The following is a 25,355-nucleotide window of genomic DNA, read 5'->3' on the forward strand; positions in this document are numbered from 1 at the left end:
ATAACAAATAAAATTCAAAACAAATTAATTTAAAATTTGTTTTAATGATTTATCCTTCAGTTTCCTCAGGAAGATCCTCGTCTATTCCATTGTCAACAACCATTTTTCTAGGCTGTAGACGATTTTCCATCAGTTCACCGTATTCACATCTGTTCTTGAAAATTTTGATCGCAGTAAAAATAGCTTCTGTAAAACTCTGCTCATCGGCAACGTTCTTTCCTGCAATATCATAGGCAACTCCATGGTCCGGAGAAGTCCTGATAAAAGGAAGCCCTGCTGTATAATTCACTCCTTCTTCATATGCTAGTGTCTTAAAGGGAGCAAGCCCCTGATCATGATACATGGCTAAAACCGCATCAAAATTTTTATATTTATTGGGTTGGAAGAAGCTGTCTGCCGGGAAAGGCCCGAATGTCAGTATTCCATTATCAGAAAGTTCTTTAATAGCTGGAGCAATGATTTCAATTTCTTCTGTGCCAATCACGCCGCCATCTCCGGCATGAGGATTTAATCCTAATACGGCAATTTTAGGCTTTTGGATACAGAAATCCTCAATCAGGGTCTGGTTTAATACTCTGATCTGTTTCTTTATTTTTTCTTTAGAAATATTCTCTGCAATCTGCGCAATAGGAATATGGTGAGTAGATACAGCTACTTTAAGATCTTCAGTAACCAGGAACATTAATCCTTTTTTATTGAATTTCTCTTCAAAATAGCCGGTGTGCCCGGCATGTTTAAAGCCCATTTTTACCATTTCATCCTTATTGATAGGAGCTGTTACAAGAACATCAATGTCACCTTTTATTAAAGCTTCAGTTGCTGCTTCCAAAGAATCAATAGCCATTCTGGTAGATTCTTCAGTGGGAACTCCTAATTCTACATTCACATTTTCTTTGGTAAGGTTTACCATATTAAGTTTTCCTGCCTGGGCCTGTGAAGCTTCATTAACGTAATTGAAATTAAGATTCAGCTTAAAAATATTTTTCTGATAAGTGAATAATTTTCCCGACCCAAAAATTACAGGAGTGAAAAAATCTGTAATGGTTTTGTCTTTCAGCGACTTCATAATGATCTCCGGACCGATGCCATTGAAATCACCGATTGAAATTCCTACTCGTACTTTATGGTTTTTTGGGCTCATTTTGATTATCTTTGAAGATTATAATTTACAAATTTAGCAAAAAATAATATGTTCACAGGAATTATTGAAGCAGTTGGTGTTATTGAAAAGATTGAAGAAAAAGGAAGTAACATAGATTTCACCCTGACATGCCCTTTTACAAGCGAGCTTAAAATTGATCAAAGTCTGGCACACAACGGTTGCTGCCTTACTGTGGTTGAGATTAAAGATAGCCAATATGTAGTAACAGCCATCAATGAAACATTAGAAAAGACGAATCTTGGAAAATGGGAATTAGGAACTGTTGTGAATCTGGAGCGATGCATGAAGATGGACGGAAGATTAGACGGCCATATCGTTCAGGGGCACGTTGACAAAACCGGTGAGGTTGTAGGGATTGAAAATAAAGACGGAAGCTACTTTATTACCATGAAATATGAAGAAGACGGAAACTTTGTGACGGTTCCTCAGGGCTCAATTACTGTTAACGGAATCAGTCTTACCGTTGCAAAAAGTGAAGACGCACAGTTCTCTGTAGCTATTATTCCTTACACATGGGAATTTACAAATATGCAGCATCTGAAAATTGGTGATAAAGTAAATCTGGAATTTGACATCATTGGTAAGTATATTGCTAGGTTAATTAAAAGGTAAGATGTCGATTAATAAATATAAAGGATATAGCTTAAGAAACCGTGTTTTTTTCGGTTTCTTACTGGTATGTTTTTTAAGCGTTGTGGCAACTTCACTGGTTCCTTATTTTGTTCTAAGGAACAATTCCCTGCAGCAGAGTAATATTGATATGCAGGAGAAAACCAATGCTGTAATGAGGTATCTGGATTATGCAGTAAGCCGTACATTGGTAGAAACAAAAGACCTTCCGAAGGTTCTGGGGAATAAGATCTTTGAAATAGCAGATATCAACCAGCACGATATTGTTATTTATGATCTCAAAGGAAATTATTTGCTTTCAAATAAAGATGAAAGTCTGATAGAGCAGAAAACCCTTCCCATAGATATTATTAACAAGATTTTATCCACAGATGCAAGAGTGGATCTGACAAGATATGATGCCGCCAAAGATGCCAAGCTTACTTCTTCCTATCTTCTTTTGAAAAATAATGAGCTGGAGCCGATAGGTGTTGTTTATATTCCTTTATATCATAACGAATCTGCATATCTTGATGTACTTCATCAGTATGTTAAATATATTCTTTTAGTTGATATATTCCTTATTCTATTCAGTATATGGATCAGCTGGGTAACGTCTAACAGTCTTGCGAAAACCATTACAAAATTCTCTGATATGATTACACGTATTACATTGTTTGAAAATGAAATGCGTCCTATCAGGTACTATAAGAACGATGAGCTTAATGCTTTGGCTAGAGCGTATAACAGAATGATTCTGCAAATTCAGGATCAAAAAGAGAGATTGCGTTTTAAAGCTTCTGAAGAAGCTTGGAGGGAAATGGCAAAGCAGGTTGCTCATGAGGTTAAAAACCCTTTGACTCCCATGAAGCTTACTATTCAGAATTTCGAAAGAAAATTTGATCCGGCAGATCCTAATATCAAAGAAAGAGTAAAGCAGATGAGCAAGACGATGGTAGATCAGATAGACCTGATTGCCACTGTAGCATCGGCTTTTTCAGAATTTGCAAAACTCCCTGAAAAAAATAATGAAGTTATCAATCTGAATACAGAAGTGGAAGATATTCTTCGTGTATTCAATGATGACAGCATCTTTATGCATGCCAACAAAAGTAATATTATGATCAATATGGATAGAATTTATTTATCCAGGATTATAACAAACCTTGTCACTAATGCTAAACAGGCCGAAAGTGATGAAAGGAAACTTATCATCAATGTAGATGTAGAGCAGCATCAAAGGAGAGTGATCGTGTCCGTTCAGGATAATGGAATCGGAATTCCTGAAAATATGTACGAAAGGATTTTTGAACCTAATTTTACCTCCAAAAGTAGTGGAATGGGGCTTGGATTATCCATGGTAAGAAAAATGATTGAGGATTATAAAGGGGAGATCTCTGTGAAATCAGAAGTAGGAAAGGGGTCGACTTTCATTATTACACTGCCTACCAATTTATAGTGAAGCCTTTTAAGTTTAAACAATTTGAAATTCAGCAATCTAAAGACGTCTTCCGTGTGGGAACAGACGGGGTTCTTCTTGGAGCTTTGGCAAAGGTTGAGACCAGGTTTTGTGTTTTGGAAATAGGAACAGGAACCGGCCTTATTTCATTAATGCTGGCTCAAAGAAATAATCAGGCTTCTTTTTTAGGATTAGATATTAATGAAGCGGCTGCCGCACTTACAACACTCAATTTCGAAAATTCTCCTTTTCGGTCAAGATTGAAAAATAAACATCAGGATTTTAAAACTTTTGAAACCCAGGAGAAATTTGATCTTATTGTTTCAAATCCTCCTTATTTTGAAGAATCCGGATCTGAGAAAGATAAAATTGCCCGTCAGACAGTTGAATTAAATTTCAGGCAGCTGATCACCAATGCTGCTCATATTCTATCTGAAAACGGACTTCTGTCTGTTATTATTCCAGTTGAAGCTGGAGATGTTTTCATTTCAATTGCAGAAGAAAATAACTTGTTTCTGAGCAATAGACTGAATATTAAAGGTATTGAGAATTCAAAAACAAAAAGACTGATTCTTGAGTTTTCTTTAGAGAAAAAAGAAATGACTGAATCTGAATTTATTATAGAAAAAAGTCCGAGAATGTACTCGGACCAATATCTTGAACTCACCAGTGAGTTTCATATTTTTAAAGATAAAAATTAGAAGTTTCTAGATCTTTTAATTCTTATTCAAATAATTCTGCAGTATCTAGTACAGAAACTTTTCCGTCTTCACATCTGATAGCTTCTCCCGGGAAGTTTTGAATCATATGATAATCATGGGTTGCCATTACTACTGCCGCACCGTTTTCAAGGGCTACCTGCTTCAATAGGGTCATGATTTCGTTAGATGTTTCAGGGTCTAGATTACCAGTCGGCTCATCCGCTAAAATAAGATCCGGGTGGTTAAGAAGGGCTCTTGCGATGGCAATACGCTGCTGCTCACCTCCGGAAAGTTCGTGTGGCATTTTGTGCTTTTTGCTTTTCATGTTCACGCTTCCCAGTACCTCATTGATTCGGTCTTCCATTTTTACTTTATCATTCCATCCGGTTGCTTCAAGGACGAATTTTAAGTTTTTCTCAACGGTTCTGTCAGAAAGCAATTGGAAATCCTGAAATACAATACCCAGTTTTCTTCTTAGATTAGGAATATCAGAAGGTTTTAACTTTGCCAGATCAAATCCTACTACAGCTCCGTGTCCTGATGCTAAAGGAATATGTCCGTAAAGCGTCTTTAAAAGTGAGCTTTTTCCGGAACCTGTTTTTCCGATAAGATAGCAGAATCTGCCTTTTTTAATGTTAAGATTTACATCAGAAAGAACAGTGAAGTTTTTTTGGGCAATCTTTGCGTGTTGTAAACTTATGATGTTGTCTCCGGAGATATTAGTATGTGGCATAATTAAATTTTAAAGGCTGTTTCTGATAAAAAATTTTCAACTTTTAAAAATAGAAAAAAGAAGTTAATATCGACTAAATTTTAGTAAATTTTAACAACAAAAAATGCCTGAAAAGCAACTTCTCAAGCATGATTTGTATATGATAATAAAAAGATTATCTCTTAGCGCGTGCAGCACTTACAGTTAAACTCTTTCTGCCTTTAGCTCTTCTCGCAGCCAAAACTCTTCTTCCATTTGGCGTAGACATTCTTTCTCTGAAACCGTGTTTGTTTCTCTTTTTTCTTTCTGATGGCTGGAATGTTCTTTTACTCATTACTATATGTTTAAATCGTAATTAATCTATTAATTTTCAGGTTGCAAAGATATATAAATTTTTATAAGTTACAAACTTTAATTATTTTTTTTTGAAATTAAATGAGATGTTTTTCAATCAAAGTTTTATAAACCCCGATAAGAAACCCAATTCCCGGTGCAAAAATAATATTTAAATGATTTATATAAAAGCTCTATCTTTGAAAACTTTAATTTTAACGAAAATAAACACCAGATGTTTACACCAGCAGAACTTTTAGATATTAATACATTACTAACACCTGAAAACAAAATAGTTATCCTGACGCACTACAATCCGGATGGTGATGCTATTGGTTCCAGCCTGGGATTGAAACATTATTTAAAGGCAAAAGGAATCCATGCCGAGGTTATTGTACCTAATGATTTTCCGAAATTTCTGAAATGGATGCCGGAAGCCAAAAAAGTGATTATCGCAGAATATAAAAGAAAACTGGCTTCTGATATGATTGCCGGAGCAGATGTTATCTTCTGTCTGGATTTTAATTCTCCGTCAAGAATAGGATTACTGGGAGACTGGTTGGTAAAAGCCGAAGGCAAGAAAATTCTTATCGACCACCACCAACAGCCTGAACCATTTGATTTTGTGTACTCAGATACAGTGATTCCCGCAACTTCACAGATGATTTATCATTTTATAGAAGTGATGGAAGATGAGAAGTTGGTGAACCAGGATATGGCAGAATGTCTTTATACAGGGATTATGACAGATACCGGAGGTTTTCGTTTTCGTTCAACCAGTGCTACAACGCACAGAATCATTGCAAACTTAATAGAAAAAGGAGCGGATCCTGCTATGATTACTTCCAATACCTGGGATACCAACACGGTTTCCCGTCTTCATTTGCTGGCTTTGGTGCTGGGAAGAATAGAAGTGGTAAATGAAGGTACAGTAGCTGTTTTGAGCCTTACAAGAAATGAGCTTAAAGAGTTTGGCTTCCAGAAAGGAGATACCGAAGGTTTTGTAAACTATGGTTTAAGTATTGCCGGAGTAAAAATGTCAGCCTTTTTCATGGAAGACCTTTACGAAGATTTTGTGAAAATTTCTTTCAGAAGTAAAGATGACGTAGACGTGAACCAATTCTCCAGAAAATATTTCAACGGAGGAGGGCATATTAATGCTGCAGGTGGAAAATCTAATGACTCGCTGCCTGGTACTATTGAAACTTTCAAAACCAGATTGGCAGAAGAAAACCTATAAGAGAAACTTATTCAAGTTTTTTATATCCCTTTTCCTCAAGCTCCTGACAAGTGTATTCATACATCTGCTGAAACATTTCATCCATATATTTCTTGCTAAAAAGACTGTACTTAGTCATTTTAGGAGGGTCCAGGAAGATATCACAGTGTTTCACCTTAGAATATACAGATTTGGCAATGGCCAGGTGGAGGATTCTGTCGAATTCTTTCATTAGGCTCATTTTGTTCAATTCATCATAGCTGAGCGAATTAACATGGGAGGCAATAAGGAAATCACACTTGTCAATAATAGGTTCGATTGGAAGGTTGTCTAAAACACCGCCATCTACGTAAATTTTGTCCCCAATTCTTACCGGAGGAAGAATGAACGGAACACTTGATGAAGCCAGTAATGGACCAAAAAGCGGTCCTTCAGAAAAGAAATCAACAATGCCATGTGTCATTTCTGTGGCAGCAACATATACCGGGATTTCCAGAATATTGAAATTATCTTCAGGGAAATAGTCGGTAAGAAGTTTTAAAATGAAATTAGAGCTGAAAATCCCGTTTTTTGATAGTTTTAATGAAGATCTGGAGAAAAAAGAAGTCTGTCTTACAATTTCCATCATCTCATCGGGTGTTTTTCCAAAAGAATAAAAAGCACCAATGATGGAGCCTGCGCTTGTCCCTGAAATAATGTGGGGTTTCAGATCGTATTCTTCCAAAGCCTTCAGAACGGCAATATGGGCAATTCCACGCATTCCTCCGCCTGAAAGTGTAAGTCCAATAATCGGTGGTTTCTTTTTTTTGAACGAAAATAACGCCATTATAAAAATTATCCTCTACTAAGATACAGGATTTTTTTTTAATTACAGACTTAAGCTTCTTTCATATTTGAATGTTATAAAATAAGATTTTTCGGAAGATTATGAAGAAGTTCGGTGTTGATTATTTCTGCACAGATCACTGGTTTCTCCCAATGTCCGTTATGCCCGCAGTCCAGTATATAAGATTTTATATTGGTTCTGTCCGGAAGGTTTTTGATCATGATATCTGTTTTTACAGCATTATCATGTTTTCCTGCCAATACTAAGATTTTGGCTTCCAGATTTTGAATAATATGCTTCTTGTCCGTTCTCTCCACCATCCCTTTTACACAGGCCAGAGCCCCAAGATTATTAGTGGAAAGTGCTGTTTCCAGCGCTGTTTCAATTTTTCCTTCCAGAATATCTCTTTCATTAGGATTGAATAGATTAGGTACTCCCACTCTGGCATAATGGGCAAAAGCATCCCTGATGATTCTGTAGCTTTTAACGCGCTGTTGTTTTTTCTCTTCATCATCTGCAAAATAAGTAGAGAAAAATAACGTCAAACTTTTTAAAGAATCAGGATACTTTTCAGCAAATGCCAATGAAGTATAGCCGCCCATGGAATGTCCCAGAAGATGTATATTCTTTACATTCTGGTTATCCAAAACTTTTTTTACTTCATCTGCCATAAGTTCCATTGTGTGAACTTCGCCTAGGGTTTCGGACTGCCCATGACCTGGAAGATCAATTTTTAACAATGAAAAATCTTTAGAAAGATGGGGCTCCATATCATTCCAGATAGACAGGTTTTCCATAAAACCGTGAAGTAGTACCAGAGTTTCTTTTCCATTTCCTTTTCTCTCAAAGTTCAGCATGATTTCAAATTATAGAAGGTTAAAATAAAGCAGCAATAATCAAGAAATTAATTCCTGATCGATTGCCTATTCAAATTTAAACAAAAAAGAGGAATATTTGGCCACCCGTAATCTATTTGAAATGATAATCTTTTTTATGATTATCAAAAGCTTCAAGACTATCAGCAGCATCAGAATTATCTGTTGAATTATTCCCGATGAATATCTTAAACTGCATCAAAAAGGCTGTCTCATTACTGAAACAGCCTTCTCTTTATTGAACTAACTCTTTATAAATTTTTGTTTCCCAGGGCTTGATGTCAGTAACACCATAGCGCTCTTTTTTAGCAATAGCGAGATTATCCAGCATATCTACAAAGTTTTTGTAGTTGGCTTCATCTGTCGGCTTCACGATCACCGTGAAGTTTTCAGGACTCGGAGCGTTTTTATAAGCTTCAGAAATGATTTTTGAAATTTTTATTCCACTAAAATCAGTTTCTTTTAGGTTGCCTGCGTTCAGGTCTTTCTGGTTGCTTTGATGATAAAACACCCTGTTGTCTTTACCAAGAATGAAGGTAACTTGATTTTTATCCCCAATCACTGGTGTTTTTATGGGATTGGGATTAGGGTCTTTTGCCGGTAGTCCAAGGTCCATTACATTAGGTTTTGTAAAATTGGTCGTGAACATGAAGAAAGTGATAAGCAGAAATCCTAAATCTACCATAGGAGTCATATCTACTCTGATCATTTTTTTCTTTTGCTTGCCGCTCTGTTTTTCTTGTGCGATTACTTCAGCCATAATTAATACTTTAAAATGTTAAACGGTATTTGATGAAAACTTTAAAAAGCCGATCGGTGTTTTGATGAATTGATACAAAGTTTATACCTAAACATGGAAATTGATAATAAATTTCAAATTTAATTATTGTATTTTACTTAAATCCTGTTAAAATCAATGTATTAAAAAAGCCTTATCAATTTACTGATAAGGCTGAAATTATATTGATTACAATCTATTTATTATTCTTGAAGTAATTAACTCCGCATTCCAGGAATTTCTTAAAATCCTCTTTTGGCATATAGCCTGAAACAGGGTTGTTGATTACCTTACCGTCAGGAGTTATTAAAACATAATGAGGCTGCGAATTATTGTTAAAGTTAACCTGCTGGAATAAGCTCCATCTGTCACCTATTGTTTTTACTTTTTTTACCTGCCCTTCTCCAAGGTCAATTTTAGTTTTTTGATCCTCAGGAAGCTCTTCTTTATCATCTACATAAAGAGATGCCAGTACAACATCATTCTGGAGAATAGGTAAAATATCCGGCTCACTCCATACGAACTCTTCCATTTTTCTACAGTTTTCACATCCGTATCCTGTAAAGTCAATTAAGATAGGTTTGTTCTCCTTTTTCGCAATTTCTATGGCTTTGAAAAAATCATGTTCAGGATGCATTCCCAAAATTCCGTCTTTTTCATCGTGAAAATAACTTACATTAAGTGGAGGTAAAATACCACTTAAAAGCTGAAGCTTCGGACGTTCAGATGGAATCAAACCCTGTATAAGATACACCACAAAACCGATTCCCAATACCCCTAATATTTTTCTTGACATAGAAATTTTAGGCTTCTTATCATCATGCGGGAATCTGATAAATCCTAATAGATATAAAGCTAATCCCAGTGCGATAATAATCCAGATCGCAATGAAAAGCTCTCGTTTTAACAAGAATGTCTTAGATACAAGATCTGCCTTAGATAAGAATTTTAATGCTAAAGCCAATTCTACGAACCCTAAAACTACTTTCACGGTATTCATCCAGCCTCCGGATTTCGGAAGACTTTGTAATGCCTGAGGGAATAAAGCTAATAATCCGAAAACAATAGCCCATGCCAATCCAAACCCAGCCAGTGCAAATGTTAATAACATAGGAACATTGGATGATCCTGTTACTGCACTTCCTAATAAACTTCCTAAAATAGGACCCGTACATGAGAAAGATACAATTACCAGAGTAAGTGCCATGAAGAATATACCAATGATACCACCGGCTTCTTCAGCTCTTGAAGACTTATTGGCAATAGAGCTTGGTAAGGTAATATCATAATACCCAAAGAAGCTTCCTGCAAAGAAGATGAATATAATAAAGAATGCAATATTAAGCCATACACTTGTAGAAATTTCGTTGAAGATATTTCCTGCAATTCCGTCAATAATATGGAAAGGAATACTTAGTAAGATGAAAATAAGAAGGATGAAAAATCCATATATAATAGCATCTCGCTTTCCTTTTGCTTTGTTTTTGTTACCCTTTGTGAAAAATGAAACCGTTAAAGGGATCATTGGAAAAACACAAGGTGTCAGTAAAGCAATTAAGCCGCCAATAAATCCTAAAAACAGATACGTCCAGTAGTTTTCATCCATTTTAGGTGTTGCAATTCCACAGTCTGTTAATGGATTTTTGAAATCTAATGTTTTAATTTTTAACTGCTTAGGATCCAGCATTGACGTTTCGGCAATGGTCATTTCTTTCTTAGAAGGCGTTTCGCTAACCATTTCTACAGATTTTGCTGAATCTTTTGCCATTTTTTCAGGGGCAACTTCTTCTTCTGTTGCTCCTTTTGGAGTCACCTTTTGATTGAACTCTAAAGTATTTGGGGCAAGGCAAACTCTGTCGTCGCAAGTCTGATAGGTAATTTCAGAAATAACATCAGCAGGTTTTGTTGGATCTTTTAATTTGAATTTTTGCTTAAACCCAGCTGTATTGGAGTAGAAAACAATGGTTCCTCCAAAAGCTTCGGAAAACTCTTCATGCTTTTTACCCGTTTCCGTAAACTTTCCGATCAGTTCAATATTTTTTCCTGAAACCTTATATTCGGTTGGAATTCCCGTATCTTCCGGTAAGTCCTTAGAGTAAATATGCCAGCCGCTTTCCATGGTAGCATTCAAAACCGCTTCGTATTGGTTGTTACCAAGATCGTTGACAGTAAATTTAAACTTTACAGGATTTTTTATCTGTGCATTAATTCCTGTTGCTAAAAATAGTAGAATTAATAAAAACCAATTTCTAAATTTCATTGTTCATTTTATTAAAAATTTTAAGACTCCATTTGGTCTTTTCATTTGTTGCATATCTTCTGTCTTGTCTGAAAGGAATGATTCCAAGTACGGAATTGTTACTGTCAGTCAGTATCCAAGTTTTTTGCCTCGCTAAAATAGATAATTTTTCGTCCCTAAAAAACTTAGAAACTTTCTTTTTCCCCGAAAACCCCATCGGATAAAATTCATCACCGTCTTCTTGCTTTCTCAAACTAAGTGGGAAATGAAGTTTTTCAGCATCAAACTCCCATTCAAAAGCCTTATTGATTCCATCAATGTTTCCAATAGTATCTACGAAATTGATACTCATCCGGTTTTGTTTGAAATCAAAATGGTCAATCACGATCTCTTTGGTGCCGATAGCCTGCTTTTTACTTCTATCAATGAATATTAACTCATCACGATTAACGGTCAGTTGGTATTCTTTTGAAAAAAAAGAACTGTTATTCTCAGCTTTAAAAATTTTAGGGATCTCTTCTTCCTGGGTGAAACCGTATTTTTTTAAAATTTCAAACTTTACAAAATCGCTTTCCTGATCCAGCTTTTCCTTTGATAAGATTTTATACTCCGGGTTAAATAGTGTAAGCGTATTTTCTATTTTCTCAATCTGTTGTTGAACAAAATCCTTAGCCTGATTCAGGTAAAAAGAACTCTTTTTGAAGTTCTCGAGAAAATGGTCATTGGTTTCCATCAATGTGGGAACAATTTCATTTCTGATTTTATTTCTTAAATAGTCGCTTTTTTTATTCGAAAGATCTTCCCGGAATTCAATATTGTTTTCCTCAGCAAACCGGTAAATTTCTTTTTTTGAAAATGATAAAAGCGGACGCAAGGTGTTATTATCATTGGAAGGAATGCCACTTAGCCCATTGATGCCTGCTGCTTTAGAAAGATTAATGATAAAGGTTTCCAACTGATCATTCAGATGATGAGCAGTAACAAGAAACTTAAGTTTTTCTTTTTCCTGAATCTCTCTAAAGAAGCGATAACGCAGCTCTCTTGCCCAAAGCTGAATAGAATTTTCAGGTTTTTGATCTTTTTCCGAAACTTCATACAGGTGGAATTTTATATGATTTTTCTCACAAAAATCCTGTACGACTTTCTGATCCAGATCTGAATCATTGCCTCGCAGTTTGTAGTTAATGTGAGCGATCTGGAATTCCGGTTCCAAATCCTGTGAAAAGTCTCTTAAATCGCTGAATAAACTGGCTAAGACCATAGAGTCTGCCCCTCCGCTCACTGCCAAAAGATAAGTGTGAGTGCCAGGCTGATAGACGAGATTTTCTAATTGGTAGATGAAGGTTGATTTTTTCAACATATTTGTTGAGAATTTCTTTTATGCAAAGATAACCGATATAATTCAATTGAATTTCCCTAACTTTGAGTTCTTTAAAAAAGTTTACTTATGAAGATTTTAAAAATTTTAGCAGTTTCTGCAATGGCACTGGGAATGACGTCTTGTATCAGCAAGAAGCAGTACGATGCTTTAAGCACAAACTATAAGCAGTGTATTGAAAATATTGGTGAAAGACAAAGAGAAATTCAGGATTTAAAATCTCAAAACTCTGCATTGACAGGTGAGAACAATCTATTGAAAAGCCAGCATGATGCTTTGAAGTCATCACTTGATGCGTGTCTGTCCAATACAGGTAAGAGCTCTTCTAATATTGATAAATTGGTAGGTGAGATCAATGCATCCAACTCATATATTAAGCAGTTGATTTCAAACAACGCTAAAAATGACAGTCTGAACCTTGCATTATCCAATAAGCTGAAAAGATCTTTGGACAATATGTCAGATCAGGATGTACAGGTAAAAGTATTGAAAGGAGTAGTAATGATCTCTCTTTCTGATAAAATGTTATACAAAACAGGTGATTACAACATCTTGCCAGCTGCTCAGGAAGTACTTGGTAAAGTGGCTAAAGTAATCAATGATTATGATAAGTATTCAGTATTGATCGAAGGTAATACAGATAATGCTCCATTAAGTTCTCCTAATCTGCCAAGAGATAACTGGGATCTTTCAGCATTAAGAGGAACTTCGGTAGCTAAAGTTCTTCAGACTCAGTTTGGAGTGGACCCTGCAAGAATTACAGCAGGTGGACGTTCTGAATATAACCCTAAAGCGACTAATATGAGCGTTTCAGGAAGAGCAGAAAACAGAAGAACAGAAATCATCATTATGCCTAAACTGGATGAGTTTATGAAACTGATGGATATCGCTCCAAAAAAATAATCACTGAATTATATAAATAACAAAAACTGTCTCAGAGATGAGGCAGTTTTTTTGTTTCCGGCAGTGAAGACAGGAGGTTTTATGTGCATATTTCGTGCTGTATTTTTTTAAGGGCTAAAGTAAGGTCAATTCAATGTCCCCATTATGTAAGAATATATCAAATTGCTTTACCTATTTCAGAAACAAGATAAGTAATGAAGAATTTGTGTGGATTTGAGCTTTACTGCCCGCCAGAATATTTTTTAGAAAAATTGTTTACCCTTGATGGGTATTAAAATAAAATAAATCCCGAAGGAGGCCGGGACTTATTTTTTAATCAAATTAATTCTTCTTTTTTCAAGAGCGAAATAATTCTTTGTAGAAATGAATTGGATATTTCAGCCTTAGATTTTTTTACAGAAGAATCCGTTTTACTGTTAGGTAGTACGGTTTTTTGATTCTCATGGTTAGTTTGTGTCTCTCCTGTAATCATTTTACTTTCTCTTAGTGTTTTTACCCGTTATTCTCTTTGCAAACATATAACTAATCTCTAGAAAATAGTATCCGTATTTTTCCGGTATTTTATATGGGCTTTTCCCTAGGATTGATCACTATACGGTTTTTTTTAGGTCGAAAAATGACACTCAGAAATCATCAAATTCATTCGGATATTCAGGATTTTAATAGTTGTACAGAGATATTAAATTAACGTAATGGTGCTTGTTTGGTTCATTTTATCAATGTGTAAGTAGTAAATTATGAATAACTTATGGTAATTCTATTATTTGGGTTAAAAAAATAATTGTATATTTAAATCTCTTTTTAGAGAGATAAATTAAAGAGGTGTCCGAAAATCTTAAAGAGTAGGAAATTAATACTAAACCAAAATAATTATGAAAAATTCTAAAAAACTTTCAAGAGGAGAAATGAAAAATGTAAAAGGTGCAGAAGTGTGGTGTAATCCACAGATAATTTGCCAGAGAACCAGTGATTGCTGTCCGGGATGGGTATGTGGTTCACCAGGACAGTATTGTATAGCCTATTAAATATTTTCTCTGCATCAACATCGAAGACAGAAGATATAAAGACAAAGAGGGATTAATTTCTCTCTTTTTTTTTATCTTATACTCAACGGAAATAAGGGTTTTAAAAAAAGTTTTAAAATTCTTAAATTTGTTTAAATAAAATTTTATGAGTTTTTTTGAAGAAAAGAATCCTGAAATGGACAGATATTTGGAAGCACACGCTTCTTCGGAATCGGAAATTCTGAAAAAACTGAGAAGAGAGACTTATCAGAAAACAACACAGCCTCATATGATATCAGGGTATCAGCAGGGTAGGCTTCTCACTATAATTTCTCAAATGCTGCAGCCAAAGAATGTCCTTGAAATAGGAACTTTTACAGGATATGCCACGCTCTGTCTGGCTTCAGGATTAAGTAAAGAAGGGAAAATTACAACATTGGACGTGAATGAAGATCTCGCTTATCTTCCAAAAAAATATTTTGATACGAGTGAGTATGCTGATCAGATTGATTTCAAACTTCAGGATGCTAAAACATTTTTAAAGGAAACAGATGAGGTTTACGACCTTATTTTTGTAGATGCTGACAAAGAAAATTATGCAGAATATTTCCGACTTATAAAACCTCACACCAGATCAGGATCTGTTGTTATGTTTGACAACGTTCTTTGGTATGGAAAAGTACTGGAAGAAGAACCAAAAATGAAATCTACACAGTCTATTAAAGAATTAAACGATTTAGCCGCAAAAGACGAAGATTTTGAAAATCTTATTTTACCTTTGCGTGACGGGGTGAATTTTCTGAGAAGAAAATAATTAAGAGATATAGAGATTGAAGAAGGCAGCATAATTTCTAAATCTCTAAATGTCCTAATTTCTAAAAGAATAAAATGAATAAAGGAATTTGTATTGTTACAGTAGCGCCAGTCCGTGCAGAAGGTTCTGACAGGGCAGAAATTGTTACAGAAATATTGTTTGGAGAAAGTGCAGATATTTTGGAGGTTAATAAAAACTGGACCAAAATAAAAATGCACTATGACGGCTATGAAGGGTGGATAGATACCAAACAGATCAGAACGGTTACCGATCAGGAACTTGCTAACAGAAAAGTTACGGTCGTAACTGAAGATTTTTCTTCTGTATTGATGAATGATGGGAAAACGTTACTGTCTATAGGTTCCGAAGTAGAATTTTCTGTGGTTGCCTCAAGAAGAAGCCACGATGTACGGGAAAGTATAGCGCTTACGGCAAGAGAATTCCTTAATGTACCTTACCTATGGGGAGGGAAAAGTTTCTTTGCCGTAGACTGTTCAGGTTTTACCCAATTGGTCTATAAAGTTCATGATATAAAGATTCCCAGAGATGCCTCCCAGCAGGCTGAGGTGGGAGAAGCACTTACCTTTATAGAAGAAACGCAGCCTGGAGATCTTGCTTTCTTTGAAAATGAAGAAGGGAAGATTATTCACGTAGGAATTATGCTTGAAAATCAGAAGATCATCCATGCGTCAGGAAAAGTGAGAATAGACACTCTGGACTCTACGGGAATTTTCAATAAAGAATTGAATAAACATACTCACAAACTGAGAGTCCTTAAAAGCGTTATTTAAAACATGAAATTGTCTGGCATACTATTAATTGTAAATACTCTTTTGCTTATAGTAATTTGGGGGTTTACAGGAATTAAATATGCAGAACTACCACATATAATACCCAGCCATTTTGATTTCTATGGAAAAGTAGACGGTGAATCCGAAAAAGCAATGATTTGGATTCTTCCATGTATAGCTGCTTTTATTTCCTTACTCTTTTTCGGGATATCAAGAAACCCAAACTCTCCTTTAGTGAATGTACCCAGAAGTTTCCGCAACAAAGAAAAACTGGAGTTATATATGTTTTCACTGCAGCTTCCTGTGATGCTCTTGTTTTTGGATATCATCGTAGAGAGCGTTCGTATTGCAGAGGGCAAACAAACTGAACTTAGCAGTGCTATCTTCTTTATTTTGGCATTAATGTTCGCTGTGATAGGAGTAGGACTTGTAAAATCTATCCAGGAAGGGATAATAAAGAAATCTGACGATTAAATCAAATTAAAATTGAAACTACTTTACAACATATTTATCAGCCTTCTTACTTTCGGGATGAAAGTTTTTTCTTTGTTCAATGATAAAACTAAAAGAGGAGTTGAAGGAAGAAAGGAATCTTTACATAAAGTAAGATCTGCATTTTCAAAAACAGATAAAGTGATCTGGATGCATGCGGCAAGCTTAGGTGAATATGAGCAGGGACTGCCTGTTTTAGAAAAACTTAAAGAAAATCTTCCTGATCATAAAATTCTTGTGACTTTCTTTTCGCCGTCCGGTTATGAAAATGTTGTTATAAAGAAGCATATAGCCGATGTTATCTGTTATCTTCCTTTTGATAAAAAAAATACAGTAGAAGACTTTGTCTCATCTTTTGATGTTAAACTATTTTTTACGGTTAAGTATGATTATTGGTATAATCTACTGAACGAACTGAAAAACAGAAATACTAAGATCTATGTAATTTCTGCACTATTCTACGAAAGGCAGTCTTTTTTTACATCATATGGGAAATGGTTTGTAAAACAGCTTCAAAGAAATGTCGACTGGTTCTTTCATCAGACCCCAATTTCTCTTGCCTTAGCTAAAAGTGTAGGGCTTATGCAGTCTTCTGTAACGGGAGATACAAGGTTTGACAGAGTAAAACAGCTTCGGAAACGTGATAATTATGTGGCTAATATTGCTGATTTTATTGGGGAAAATAAAGCCATTGTTTTTGGAAGCTCCTGGCAGGCTGAAGAGAAAATAGCAGAAAGACTTTCACAAAAGAATAATACTCTGAAACTGATCATAGCTCCTCATGACCTGAAAAGGATAGCGCACTTAAAAAATATATTTCCTGAGGCTTTACTTTATAGTGAGATAGAACAAGATCAGCACACAAACTTTGATTCCAGACTTTTAATCATAGATAGCATAGGCTTGTTGTCAAAACTCTATTCTTATGCAGATATTGCAGTAGTAGGAGGAGGTTTTCATGACGCAGGACTGCATAATATTCTTGAAGCTGTAACTTTTGGTGTTCCCGTTATTTTTGGAAATCAGTACAAGAAAAACCCGGAGGCGGATGATCTGATTGCAGCAGCAGGAGGACAGTCTTTCGGTGAAGAATCTGAGGCTGTAGAATTTATTCTGTTTCTGGCGAATAAAGATAATCAGGAGGAACTTACAGAGATGTCCCAAAACGCTTACCGATTCGTTGATGAGAAGCCTGACTCCACAGCCATGATTTTGCAGAAAATTTTATCTTAGGAATCCCTGGCTTTTGATTTCTTTCACAACCTGATCGATATTTTCAGGAATTTTCTCACATTCAAGCCAATTAAAGTCAAGCCCGTTATTGATGCAAAGTTTTTGAAGATAATGATTTTCAAAGATTTTGTTTTGAGTGTCCCGTAGGTATTCATCAATTTCTATCCAGTAATCTTCATCCAGTTTTTTAATTAAAATCAAAGATTTGAATACTTTATTAATGATATAAATATAAAGTTTGTATACATTATCAAAACGTTGTCTGCTGAGGTCATCGTTGTACTCCAAAATCCTGTTGATCAGAATAAGTGTCAGTGATACTTCCCCGAATTTATCCGTAGTTATTTTTACATGTTCTGTAATTTCGGCACTTATACCCCTAATGGTACTAAGGAAATATTGGGTATTTCCAATATACTTTGAGGCTAAAAGAATTTTTTCCTCTACCTGCTCTTCCATTGCATTTCTTTTATCATCGGTTGTTTCAGGATCGATAAGTTCGAAATACAGCTTTTTGGACAATAACTTGTCTTTTCTAAGCAGTCTGAAAATAAGCTTATCTTTATCATTACTTGAAAAAGCGCTTAAGGCTGCTTTAAATTCTTTTGAATACTCCATTAATTGAAAATTTTTGAATATTTCAGAAATCCGTTTAACGCCCAGTTGGCTGTGTAATACAGTGACGTAACTGTTGAAAATCCCATGAAATCCTTATACACAAGATACTGGTCCTTGATGATATTTTTTTTGTTTCTTGAAACACTGTTTTCCCGCATTCTGTACTTTGCCAAGGTCTTATTTAAAGGTATTCCTTCAGGAATTACTTTTAAAAGATTTAACCACATGACATGATCTTCACGTTTGCTTTTTACAGGAAATAGAAATTTACCTGCTCTTTTAGTATCATACATTGTAGATACGGGTGCCAGGCGGCAGGTTTTTAACAGATTGGAAAAGGTAACTACCTTGTCAGCCAAAAAGTCTTTCAATATCGGTTGAAGCTGCTCATTACATCTTGAATAATTACAGTAAACAAGCTCTGCATTATTCTCCTGCATATAACCGGTCATGGTTTCAATATATTCGGGATACCAAAAGTCATCAGAGTCAAGAAAAGCGATATACCTTCCCTGTGCTCTTTCAAGACTGTTGTTTCTAGCATTTCCAGCGCCTCCGTTTTTCTCCAGAACCTGTAATTTTATTCTCGGATCACTATATTTTCTAATGATTTCTACAGTGTTGTCTTTAGAAAGGTCGTCAGTGATCAGCCATTCCCAGTTTTCGTAGGTTTGGTTAAGAACAGATTGTATTGTTTCCTCTATAAATTCTGCAGAATTATAGCAGGGTGTGATGATGGAGACCAGATCTTTCATTTGTGTAATAAATATCTGTAAATTTATAAAAATCTTTTTTCATAAAGATGCCATGAGGAAATTCCAACCCCAATTACTACGAACATACAAACCAGACTCATCACATAAGGATTGTAATCTTCAAACAGCCCTAAAGTCTGAAATACCCTGATGATAGGGAAATGGAATATATAAATTCCGTAGGTAAAATCTCCATATTTTCCAAAATTATTCAGAAACTTAAAAGAATAAGCAATATATAAAACGATGATGCTTATCATGATAGGGGAGAATAGTTTTATTTTGAAAAAAAGATCTATCCATACCGTAATCATGGCGATAATGAAAAGCTGATTTTTGTACTTGATGAATTTATCAAAATTAAAGTAAAGCAACATTCCGCCAATGAAATAACATAATGATCCGGGTAACTGTCTTGAAATAGCAGCCCTGCCGGTCATTTCAAAATAATTAAGGAAAACCAGCGAAAGGAAGTACAGTACAATCAGACTGATGTTTCTGTATTTATTGTTTTTTCCAAACAGTAAAAAGATCAGAGGAACAGCAAAGTAAAAACACATTTCTATTTTTAGTGTCCACAAAGCTCCGTTTACAGCCTGATTACCAAATACGCCAGGAAGCCAGGGAGCTTTGAAATTCATGAAAATTGAATTCCAGAACCAATATTTATAAACCTCAGTGTTGCCAAAATATTCTGAAAATGAGAGGGTGCTGACCAGGCTCAGCAGTATAGTGCAGAGAAATACAACCAATAAATAAGCAGGAAGAATCCTGTTGAATCTTTTTTTAGCATAGCTCTTTAAACTGGAAGACCTTTCATAGCTTCTCGCAATTAAAAAACCACTTACAATGAAAAACGCAAAAACAGCAACCTCTACCGGACTGTATGTTAATATATGAAGCTGGTCAGATTGACTTAGAGCTCCCAGGTGTCCTACAAACACAATGAAAGCAAGGAGAACACGTATGAAATCAAAATTGTTTTTCGTTATATCCTGCATTTGTATTTTTCTTACAAAAATAGCTTTTTTAATAGAATAGAGATAATTCCGGGCGCTCAATATTTGTTAAATAAGAGGAATATTAAGCCCTGACGTTTCAAAATATGTATAAATAATGATTGATAAAATAATTTTTCACAAAAAATAGTAATATAAATCAAAAAAATTATAATTTTAGCGCTTGAAAAAAATGATCTATGAAGAAATTAGCATTACTATTTGCAGGATTGTCATTGTTTGCAGCTACAGGATGTACTGTTGAGAGTGATACTGTCAGAGAATCTCCGTTAGTTGGGTCGTGGCGACCATTAAAAGAAGTGGTTACTACTGTGGAGGTTGGCGAAGATCCGGTTTCTAATACAATTACGTATACAGACTGCCAAAAGCAATCCAGATGGTGGTTCAGCGTAGAATCCAAAGGGACAAGAACAAACTGGGGAGATACTGCTACACCTGGACAGTGTGCTATTTTATCAGATATAAAATTCAACTATACTTATGACAAGGACGCAAAAACCGTTCAGATGAAAATTCAGGGTGTGGTAGAGCCAGTAAATGCAAAGGTTGTAACGTTAGATGATACCACTCTTAACCTTGCTGTAAGAGAAGAAACTCAGGATCCTACTATATTTCAGACAAGAACTTATACTTTCCAGAGAATTACTCAGTAATAGCAGGATACTTCACGATAAAAAACAGATCTCATCTCCGGATGAGATTTTTTTGTTGTGCAGAGATTTACAATTCATTGTAAATTAAATTTTTATTTGCTTTAAAATCATTATTTTTGTGAATCTTGTTAAAAAGAAAAGAATTATTGAATATTTAAAGTCTAACATATAACCTATACAAAAGTGTTTTACGATCATCAGCAGATAGAAAAAAAGTGGCAGAAGTACTGGGAGGAAAATCAAACCTATAAAACCTCCGATAACACAGATAAACCCAAGTTTTATGTACTCGATATGTTTCCATATCCATCAGGAGCCGGGCTGCATGTAGGTCACCCACTCGGGTATATTGCATCAGATATCTATGCGAGATACAAAAGACATCAGGGGTTTAATGTGCTTCACCCGGTTGGTTATGACAGTTTCGGACTTCCTGCTGAGCAGTATGCGATCCAGACAGGACAGCATCCGGCAATCACTACAGAACAGAATATCAACAGATACGAGGAGCAATTAAAAAAGATCGGATTCTCATTCGACTGGAGCAGAGAATTGAGAACTTCAGATGCCTCTTACTATAAATGGACACAGTGGATCTTTATCCAGCTGTACCATTCCTGGTATAATAAAGATACAGATAAGGCAGAAGCTATAGATACCCTGATTCAGCATTTTGAAGAAAAAGGAACAGAAGGTTTAAATGCCAATCAGAATGACGAACTTACCTTTACTGCAGAAGAATGGAAAAGTGCTTCAGATCTTGATAAAGAAGATATCCTGTTAAACTATCGTCTTTCTTACAGAGCAGAGACCACCGTGAACTGGTGTCCTGCGTTGGGAACTGTATTGGCAAACGACGAAATAAAAGACGGAAAATCCGAAAGAGGAGGGTTTCCTGTATTTCAGAAGAAAATGATGCAGTGGAGTATGAGAATCTCTGCATACTCTGAAAGACTGCTACAGGGACTTGCTGCATTAGACTGGCCACAGCCGTTGAAAGATTCTCAGGAATACTGGATCGGAAAATCTCAGGGAGCTCAGGTTGAGTTTCAGGTAGATGGCCATGACGAAATCGTAGAAGTCTTCACTACAAGACCTGATACCATCTTTGGAGCAACCTTTATGGTATTGGCTCCTGAAAATCCTTTAGTGGAAACCATTACTACAGACGCTCAGAAAGCAGAAGTAGATACCTATATAGAAGAAACTTCCAAGAAAACAGAAAGAGACAGAATGTCTGACGTGAAAAACGTGAGCGGAGCTTTCACCGGAAGTTATGCAGTTAATCCTTTCAGTGGAGCAAAAATGCCGATCTATATTTCAGATTATGTATTGATGGGGTATGGTACAGGAGCTGTAATGGCTGTTCCTGCACATGATGAACGTGATCACAGATTTGCGAAGAAATTTAATTTAGAAATTAAAAAAGTAGTTGAAACAGAAGAAGACGTTCAGGAAAAAGCTTTTGATTCTAAAGATTCAGTTTGTGTAAACTCAGATTTCCTAAACGGACTGAATTATAATGATGCGAAATCAAAAATGATTTCGGAAATTGAAACTAAAGGAATCGGTCACGGAACAACAAATTACAGACAGCGTGATGCTATTTTCTCAAGACAGCGTTATTGGGGAGAGCCCGTTCCTATATATTATAAGGATGGGATGCCTTACACATTGCCAGTTTCTGCTTTACCATTAGAACTTCCTGAAGTTGAAAAATATTTACCAACAGAAGACGGAGATCCACCATTAGGAAATGCAAAAGTATTTGCGTGGGATGAGGTTAATCAGAAAGTGGTTTCTACAGATTTAATTGATGATCAAACAGTCTTCCCGTTAGAACTATCTACAATGCCAGGATGGGCTGGAAGCTCATGGTATTTCCTTAGATATATGGACCCTCATAATAATGGAGAATTCTGTGCAAAGAACATTTCAGATTATTGGGGACAGGTAGATCTTTATATCGGGGGAAGCGAGCATGCAACCGGCCACCTGTTATATTCCCGTTTCTGGAATATGTTTATGAAAGACCGTGGCTATATTAATCATGACGAGCCTTTCCAGAAGTTGATCAACCAAGGGATGATTTTAGGAATGAGTGCATTTGTATACAGAGTTGAAGGTACCAATAAATATGTGTCTAAAAACTTAGCAAGCGAATACAAGACTCAGCAGATTCATGTAGATGTATCCTTATTAAAAGGAACCTCAGATGAATTGGATACTGAAGCATTCAAAGCATGGAGACCGGATTATGCTGACGCAGAATTTATTTTAGAAGATGATAAATACATCACAGACCGTGAAGTAGAGAAAATGTCCAAGTCCAAATATAATGTAGTCAATCCTGATGTTATCTGTGAAGAATACGGAGCAGACGGTTTAAGACTATATGAAATGTTTCTGGGACCATTGGAGCAATCCAAGCCTTGGAATACTCAGGGATTAAGTGGAGTATACGGTTTCCTTAAAAAATTCTGGAACCTGTATTTCAACGGAGAAGTATTTGAAGTTTCTGATGAAGAACCTACAAAAGCAGAATATAAAGTTTTACATACCTTAATAAAGAAGGTGGTTTATGATATTGAAAATTTCTCTTTCAATACCTCAGTATCATCATTTATGATTGCTGTGAACGAGCTTCAGAAATTAAAATGTAACAAACGCAATATTTTAGAACCACTAGCCGTTATCATCTCTCCGTATGCACCTCATATTTGTGAAGAGCTTTGGAGTATGCTGGGGAACGATACCTCAATTGAGTTTGAGAAATTTCCGGTGTTGAATGAAGATTATCTGATTGAAGACGAAATTGAGTATCCGGTAAGCGTAAATGGCAAAATGAAGTTCAAAATTTCGCTTTCAGCTCAATTCTCAGCCAAGGAAGTAGAGGATTTGGTGATTTCAAGTGAAAAAATGCAGCAGATTTTGGAGGGTAAAACCCCTAAAAAAATCATTGTAGTTCCTCACCGTATTGTGAATATCGTAATTTAAAAGAAAATTAACATTGGGAAATTAAAAAAAATGGGTGTCTTATTTTTTTGATTTTTTAACTCAAATGTTAAATTTGGGAAAAATAAATAAAATATTTTAAAATAATTATTATATCGGAATCGTATTAAAATTTCTTTATCAAAAAAAAGCAAAATGTTTAATTAAGACTCTTGCATTTTAATTAATTTTGCCTTTAATTTACACCCTGTAAAATTTTAAAACAATATAATTTAGTTAAATATGGAAATGAATGTTTCAAAAAATGATGAGCAAGTAGTTGCTAGAAAGGCAGGAGGTTTAAATCCAGCTGTTATTATTCCTATTCTATTTGCTATAGGGATATGTATTTATTTATTCGTTCTTGGTAGCCCAGGAAACTTTAAAGATGCAGATAAACTAGGAAGTGGGTCTGTAGCTTTTTCAGACATTGAAGGAAAAGACATTCATCCAGAATCGTTTTTAGGTATTATCTACAAAGGAGGGGTTATTGTACCAATCTTGATTACTTTCATGATTACTGTAATTGTTTTCTCTTTTGAAAGATATTTCGTTCTTGGTAAAGCTGCCGGAAAAGGAAACTTAGACAACTTCGTTGTACAAGTAAGAAGCTTACTAAACCAAAACAAAATTGACGAAGCTATCGAAGAATGTGACAGACAACAAGGTTCTGTAGGTAACGTAGTAAAAGAAGGTCTTACTACTTACAAAGCACTTTCTCACGATAATACATTAAATAAAGAGCAGAAAATGGTAGCGCTTAACAAAGCTATCGAAGAAGCTACAACTCTTGAGATGCCAATGCTTGAGAAAAACATGATGATCCTTTCTACTCTAGGTACTGTTGCAACATTGATCGCACTACTTGGAACGGTAATCGGGATGATTAAGGCGTTCTTTGCATTAGGTTCAGGAGGTGGTACTCCAGATGCTGCAGCTCTATCTACAGGTATCTCTGAAGCTTTGATTAACACTGCATTAGGTATTGGTACTTCAGCTATCGCTATTATTCTTTATAACTTCTTTACTTCTAAGATTGACGGATTAACTTACAAGATCGACGAGATCTCTATGAGTATCCAGCAGTCTTTCGCTGAATTCAACTAAGAATTAGCAAGGTATTTGCATTAGCAATTAAAAGAAGTTTAATTAAAAATATTTTATAATAATGGCGAGAGTCAAACCTAAAAGACATGGAGTAGTAACGGACATGACCGCAATGTGTGACGTTGCGTTCCTACTTCTTACGTTCTTTATCTTGACCACTCAGTTTAAGAAACCTGACGTGGAGCAGATCAAACCGCCATCTTCAATTTCGGAAAAATTACTTCCTGATGCTAGTTTAATGACTATCAACGCTACTCCGGATGGAAAATTTTATTTCCAACCAGTAGAAAATGCATCAGAAAGAGTTGCTCTTTTGGATAAAATGGGACAAAAGTATGGTATTACTTTTGACAACAACCAAAAAGCTGCTTTCCAGAAAGTTCAGGCAATTGGAGTTCCAATGAACCAGCTTAAAGGTTATTTGGATATGCCTGCAGATGAGCAGAAAAATTATAAGAGTCCTACAGGAATTCCTATGGACAGTACAAATAAGCAGTTAATTGACTGGGTAAAAGAAAGTTTAAGCGTTAATCCTGACTACAAGTTAGCTATTAAAGGTGACGTTACAACTCAGTACCCTAAAGTTAAAGGCCTGTTTGAGGGTTTAAGAGATATTGATTTTCTTAAATTTTGGTTGATTACATCACAAGAAGGTAAACCTAACGAATAATATCGATAGAA

The 25,355-nt window shown here is 35.5% G+C and carries 25 protein-coding genes; 14 read left to right on the forward strand and 11 right to left on the reverse strand.

Features of this window, described 5'->3' with window-relative positions:
• Window positions 1–49: 49 nt before the first annotated feature.
• Window positions 50–1,141 carry a 4-hydroxythreonine-4-phosphate dehydrogenase PdxA gene (gene pdxA / locus AC27VX_RS19520; protein WP_236856278.1) on the reverse strand — a complete coding sequence of 364 codons (1,092 nt, stop codon included), beginning with the start codon at window positions 1,139–1,141 and terminating at the stop codon, window positions 50–52.
• A gap of 48 nt (window positions 1,142–1,189) precedes the next feature.
• Between pdxA and AC27VX_RS19525 the strand changes: the two genes are divergently transcribed.
• From AC27VX_RS19525 to AC27VX_RS19535, 3 genes are read left to right on the forward strand one after another with little or no spacing between them, the layout of a single operon-like run.
• On the forward strand, window positions 1,190–1,774 hold the full coding sequence (locus tag AC27VX_RS19525; protein ID WP_236856277.1) for a riboflavin synthase: 585 nt from the start codon (window positions 1,190–1,192) through the stop codon (window positions 1,772–1,774).
• Window position 1,775: 1 nt separating this feature from the next.
• Window positions 1,776–3,230 (forward strand): sensor histidine kinase, encoded by a 1,455-nt coding sequence (locus AC27VX_RS19530; protein WP_236856276.1) that lies wholly within the window; start codon window positions 1,776–1,778, stop codon window positions 3,228–3,230.
• The gene (locus tag AC27VX_RS19535; protein ID WP_488697428.1) at window positions 3,230–3,931 is read left to right on the forward strand and encodes a tRNA1(Val) (adenine(37)-N6)-methyltransferase; all 702 of its coding nucleotides are present in this window, start codon (window positions 3,230–3,232) and stop codon (window positions 3,929–3,931) included. Before AC27VX_RS19530 ends, AC27VX_RS19535 begins: the two co-directional genes overlap by 1 nt.
• 22 nt (window positions 3,932–3,953) lie before the next feature.
• On the opposite strand, the gene AC27VX_RS19540 is transcribed toward AC27VX_RS19535, so the two are convergent.
• Complete coding sequence (locus tag AC27VX_RS19540) at window positions 3,954–4,664, reverse strand: cell division ATP-binding protein FtsE (protein WP_101239222.1); 711 nt, start codon at window positions 4,662–4,664, stop codon at window positions 3,954–3,956.
• Window positions 4,665–4,818: 154 nt separating this feature from the next.
• On the reverse strand, window positions 4,819–4,977 hold the full coding sequence (gene rpmH / locus AC27VX_RS19545; RefSeq protein WP_034701860.1) for a 50S ribosomal protein L34: 159 nt from the start codon (window positions 4,975–4,977) through the stop codon (window positions 4,819–4,821).
• 234 nt (window positions 4,978–5,211) lie between these two features.
• Here rpmH and AC27VX_RS19550 point away from each other — a divergent pair, with 234 nt between their 5' ends.
• Window positions 5,212–6,216 carry a DHH family phosphoesterase gene (locus AC27VX_RS19550; RefSeq protein ID WP_236856274.1) on the forward strand — a complete coding sequence of 335 codons (1,005 nt, stop codon included), beginning with the start codon at window positions 5,212–5,214 and terminating at the stop codon, window positions 6,214–6,216.
• A gap of 7 nt (window positions 6,217–6,223) precedes the next feature.
• On the opposite strand, the gene AC27VX_RS19555 is transcribed toward AC27VX_RS19550, so the two are convergent.
• The 5 genes from AC27VX_RS19555 to tilS form a co-directional block, all read right to left on the reverse strand.
• Entirely contained in the window at window positions 6,224–7,021 is a 798-nt protein-coding gene (locus AC27VX_RS19555) for a patatin-like phospholipase family protein (RefSeq protein ID WP_300690258.1), read from the reverse strand.
• A gap of 74 nt (window positions 7,022–7,095) precedes the next feature.
• The gene (locus tag AC27VX_RS19560; protein WP_488697432.1) at window positions 7,096–7,878 is read right to left on the reverse strand and encodes an alpha/beta fold hydrolase; all 783 of its coding nucleotides are present in this window, start codon (window positions 7,876–7,878) and stop codon (window positions 7,096–7,098) included.
• Window positions 7,879–8,131: 253 nt separating this feature from the next.
• Complete coding sequence (locus tag AC27VX_RS19565) at window positions 8,132–8,656, reverse strand: biopolymer transporter ExbD (RefSeq protein WP_488697434.1); 525 nt, start codon at window positions 8,654–8,656, stop codon at window positions 8,132–8,134.
• Window positions 8,657–8,870: 214 nt separating this feature from the next.
• The gene (locus AC27VX_RS19570; protein WP_236856270.1) at window positions 8,871–10,934 is read right to left on the reverse strand and encodes a protein-disulfide reductase DsbD family protein; all 2,064 of its coding nucleotides are present in this window, start codon (window positions 10,932–10,934) and stop codon (window positions 8,871–8,873) included.
• Window positions 10,924–12,273, reverse strand: coding sequence for a tRNA lysidine(34) synthetase TilS (gene tilS, locus AC27VX_RS19575; RefSeq protein WP_236856269.1), 1,350 nt, complete (start codon window positions 12,271–12,273; stop codon window positions 10,924–10,926). The genes AC27VX_RS19570 and tilS overlap by 11 nt, the downstream gene beginning before the upstream one ends.
• A gap of 87 nt (window positions 12,274–12,360) precedes the next feature.
• On the opposite strand from tilS, the gene AC27VX_RS19580 reads away from it, so the two are divergent.
• The 6 genes from AC27VX_RS19580 to AC27VX_RS19605 all read left to right on the forward strand — a co-directional run bounded on the left by AC27VX_RS19580 (window position 12,361) and on the right by AC27VX_RS19605 (window position 17,528).
• The gene (locus tag AC27VX_RS19580) at window positions 12,361–13,194 is read left to right on the forward strand and encodes an OmpA family protein (protein WP_236856268.1); all 834 of its coding nucleotides are present in this window, start codon (window positions 12,361–12,363) and stop codon (window positions 13,192–13,194) included.
• Between the two features lie 872 nt (window positions 13,195–14,066).
• Window positions 14,067–14,219 (forward strand): CCPGW family putative bacteriocin, encoded by a 153-nt coding sequence (locus AC27VX_RS19585; RefSeq protein WP_236856267.1) that lies wholly within the window; start codon window positions 14,067–14,069, stop codon window positions 14,217–14,219.
• A 145-nt stretch (window positions 14,220–14,364) separates the two neighbouring features.
• Window positions 14,365–15,012: an O-methyltransferase gene (locus tag AC27VX_RS19590; protein WP_236856266.1), complete on the forward strand. Its 648-nt coding sequence runs from the start codon at window positions 14,365–14,367 to the stop codon at window positions 15,010–15,012.
• 74 nt (window positions 15,013–15,086) lie between these two features.
• The gene (locus AC27VX_RS19595) at window positions 15,087–15,803 is read left to right on the forward strand and encodes a C40 family peptidase (RefSeq protein WP_236856265.1); all 717 of its coding nucleotides are present in this window, start codon (window positions 15,087–15,089) and stop codon (window positions 15,801–15,803) included.
• Window positions 15,804–15,845: 42 nt separating this feature from the next.
• A complete protein-coding gene (locus AC27VX_RS19600; RefSeq protein ID WP_488697438.1) occupies window positions 15,846–16,277 on the forward strand; it encodes a DUF1648 domain-containing protein in 432 nt (143 codons plus the stop codon).
• A gap of 12 nt (window positions 16,278–16,289) precedes the next feature.
• Window positions 16,290–17,528 (forward strand): 3-deoxy-D-manno-octulosonic acid transferase, encoded by a 1,239-nt coding sequence (locus AC27VX_RS19605; protein ID WP_488697440.1) that lies wholly within the window; start codon window positions 16,290–16,292, stop codon window positions 17,526–17,528.
• On the opposite strand, the gene AC27VX_RS19610 is transcribed toward AC27VX_RS19605, so the two are convergent.
• From AC27VX_RS19610 to AC27VX_RS19620, 3 genes are read right to left on the reverse strand one after another with little or no spacing between them, the layout of a single operon-like run.
• The gene (locus tag AC27VX_RS19610) at window positions 17,520–18,146 is read right to left on the reverse strand and encodes a deoxyuridine 5'-triphosphate nucleotidohydrolase (RefSeq protein ID WP_236856262.1); all 627 of its coding nucleotides are present in this window, start codon (window positions 18,144–18,146) and stop codon (window positions 17,520–17,522) included. The genes AC27VX_RS19605 and AC27VX_RS19610 overlap by 9 nt on opposite strands.
• Window positions 18,146–18,901: a glycosyltransferase family 2 protein gene (locus AC27VX_RS19615; protein WP_300690272.1), complete on the reverse strand. Its 756-nt coding sequence runs from the start codon at window positions 18,899–18,901 to the stop codon at window positions 18,146–18,148. Before AC27VX_RS19615 ends, AC27VX_RS19610 begins: the two co-directional genes overlap by 1 nt.
• Window positions 18,902–18,924: 23 nt before the next feature.
• Complete coding sequence (locus AC27VX_RS19620) at window positions 18,925–19,902, reverse strand: acyltransferase family protein (RefSeq protein ID WP_236856260.1); 978 nt, start codon at window positions 19,900–19,902, stop codon at window positions 18,925–18,927.
• Window positions 19,903–20,099: 197 nt separating this feature from the next.
• Between AC27VX_RS19620 and AC27VX_RS19625 the strand changes: the two genes are divergently transcribed.
• From AC27VX_RS19625 to AC27VX_RS19640, 4 genes are all read left to right on the forward strand, one after another.
• Window positions 20,100–20,573 carry a lipocalin-like domain-containing protein gene (locus tag AC27VX_RS19625; RefSeq protein ID WP_236856259.1) on the forward strand — a complete coding sequence of 158 codons (474 nt, stop codon included), beginning with the start codon at window positions 20,100–20,102 and terminating at the stop codon, window positions 20,571–20,573.
• A gap of 183 nt (window positions 20,574–20,756) precedes the next feature.
• On the forward strand, window positions 20,757–23,570 hold the full coding sequence (gene leuS / locus AC27VX_RS19630) for a leucine--tRNA ligase (protein WP_236856258.1): 2,814 nt from the start codon (window positions 20,757–20,759) through the stop codon (window positions 23,568–23,570).
• 240 nt (window positions 23,571–23,810) lie between these two features.
• Window positions 23,811–24,674, forward strand: coding sequence for a MotA/TolQ/ExbB proton channel family protein (locus tag AC27VX_RS19635; RefSeq protein ID WP_236856257.1), 864 nt, complete (start codon window positions 23,811–23,813; stop codon window positions 24,672–24,674).
• A 61-nt stretch (window positions 24,675–24,735) separates the two neighbouring features.
• Complete coding sequence (locus tag AC27VX_RS19640; RefSeq protein WP_047098809.1) at window positions 24,736–25,344, forward strand: ExbD/TolR family protein; 609 nt, start codon at window positions 24,736–24,738, stop codon at window positions 25,342–25,344.
• The last annotated feature ends 11 nt before the right edge of the window (window positions 25,345–25,355 follow it).

The organism is Chryseobacterium sp. 14P4.3.2 (assembly GCF_057799275.1).

What these genes read in the sequence shown, in the direction of transcription:
- pdxA (WP_236856278.1), bottom strand. Translation starts at nt 1,141, where the DNA reads ATGAGCCCAAAAAACCATAAAGTACGAGTAGGAATTTCAATCGGTGAT.
- AC27VX_RS19525 (WP_236856277.1), top strand. Translation starts at nt 1,190, where the DNA reads ATGTTCACAGGAATTATTGAAGCAGTTGGTGTTATTGAAAAGATTGAA.
- AC27VX_RS19530 (WP_236856276.1), top strand. Translation starts at nt 1,776, where the DNA reads ATGTCGATTAATAAATATAAAGGATATAGCTTAAGAAACCGTGTTTTT.
- AC27VX_RS19540 (WP_101239222.1), bottom strand. Translation starts at nt 4,664, where the DNA reads ATGCCACATACTAATATCTCCGGAGACAACATCATAAGTTTACAACAC.
- rpmH (WP_034701860.1), bottom strand. Translation starts at nt 4,977, where the DNA reads ATGAGTAAAAGAACATTCCAGCCATCAGAAAGAAAAAAGAGAAACAAA.
- AC27VX_RS19550 (WP_236856274.1), top strand. Translation starts at nt 5,212, where the DNA reads ATGTTTACACCAGCAGAACTTTTAGATATTAATACATTACTAACACCT.
- AC27VX_RS19555 (WP_300690258.1), bottom strand. Translation starts at nt 7,021, where the DNA reads ATGGCGTTATTTTCGTTCAAAAAAAAGAAACCACCGATTATTGGACTT.
- AC27VX_RS19560 (WP_488697432.1), bottom strand. Translation starts at nt 7,878, where the DNA reads ATGCTGAACTTTGAGAGAAAAGGAAATGGAAAAGAAACTCTGGTACTA.
- AC27VX_RS19565 (WP_488697434.1), bottom strand. Translation starts at nt 8,656, where the DNA reads ATGGCTGAAGTAATCGCACAAGAAAAACAGAGCGGCAAGCAAAAGAAA.
- AC27VX_RS19570 (WP_236856270.1), bottom strand. Translation starts at nt 10,934, where the DNA reads ATGAAATTTAGAAATTGGTTTTTATTAATTCTACTATTTTTAGCAACA.
- tilS (WP_236856269.1), bottom strand. Translation starts at nt 12,273, where the DNA reads ATGTTGAAAAAATCAACCTTCATCTACCAATTAGAAAATCTCGTCTAT.
- AC27VX_RS19580 (WP_236856268.1), top strand. Translation starts at nt 12,361, where the DNA reads ATGAAGATTTTAAAAATTTTAGCAGTTTCTGCAATGGCACTGGGAATG.
- AC27VX_RS19585 (WP_236856267.1), top strand. Translation starts at nt 14,067, where the DNA reads ATGAAAAATTCTAAAAAACTTTCAAGAGGAGAAATGAAAAATGTAAAA.
- AC27VX_RS19590 (WP_236856266.1), top strand. Translation starts at nt 14,365, where the DNA reads ATGAGTTTTTTTGAAGAAAAGAATCCTGAAATGGACAGATATTTGGAA.
- AC27VX_RS19595 (WP_236856265.1), top strand. Translation starts at nt 15,087, where the DNA reads ATGAATAAAGGAATTTGTATTGTTACAGTAGCGCCAGTCCGTGCAGAA.
- AC27VX_RS19610 (WP_236856262.1), bottom strand. Translation starts at nt 18,146, where the DNA reads ATGGAGTATTCAAAAGAATTTAAAGCAGCCTTAAGCGCTTTTTCAAGT.
- AC27VX_RS19615 (WP_300690272.1), bottom strand. Translation starts at nt 18,901, where the DNA reads ATGAAAGATCTGGTCTCCATCATCACACCCTGCTATAATTCTGCAGAA.
- AC27VX_RS19620 (WP_236856260.1), bottom strand. Translation starts at nt 19,902, where the DNA reads ATGCAGGATATAACGAAAAACAATTTTGATTTCATACGTGTTCTCCTT.
- AC27VX_RS19625 (WP_236856259.1), top strand. Translation starts at nt 20,100, where the DNA reads ATGAAGAAATTAGCATTACTATTTGCAGGATTGTCATTGTTTGCAGCT.
- AC27VX_RS19635 (WP_236856257.1), top strand. Translation starts at nt 23,811, where the DNA reads ATGGAAATGAATGTTTCAAAAAATGATGAGCAAGTAGTTGCTAGAAAG.
- AC27VX_RS19640 (WP_047098809.1), top strand. Translation starts at nt 24,736, where the DNA reads ATGGCGAGAGTCAAACCTAAAAGACATGGAGTAGTAACGGACATGACC.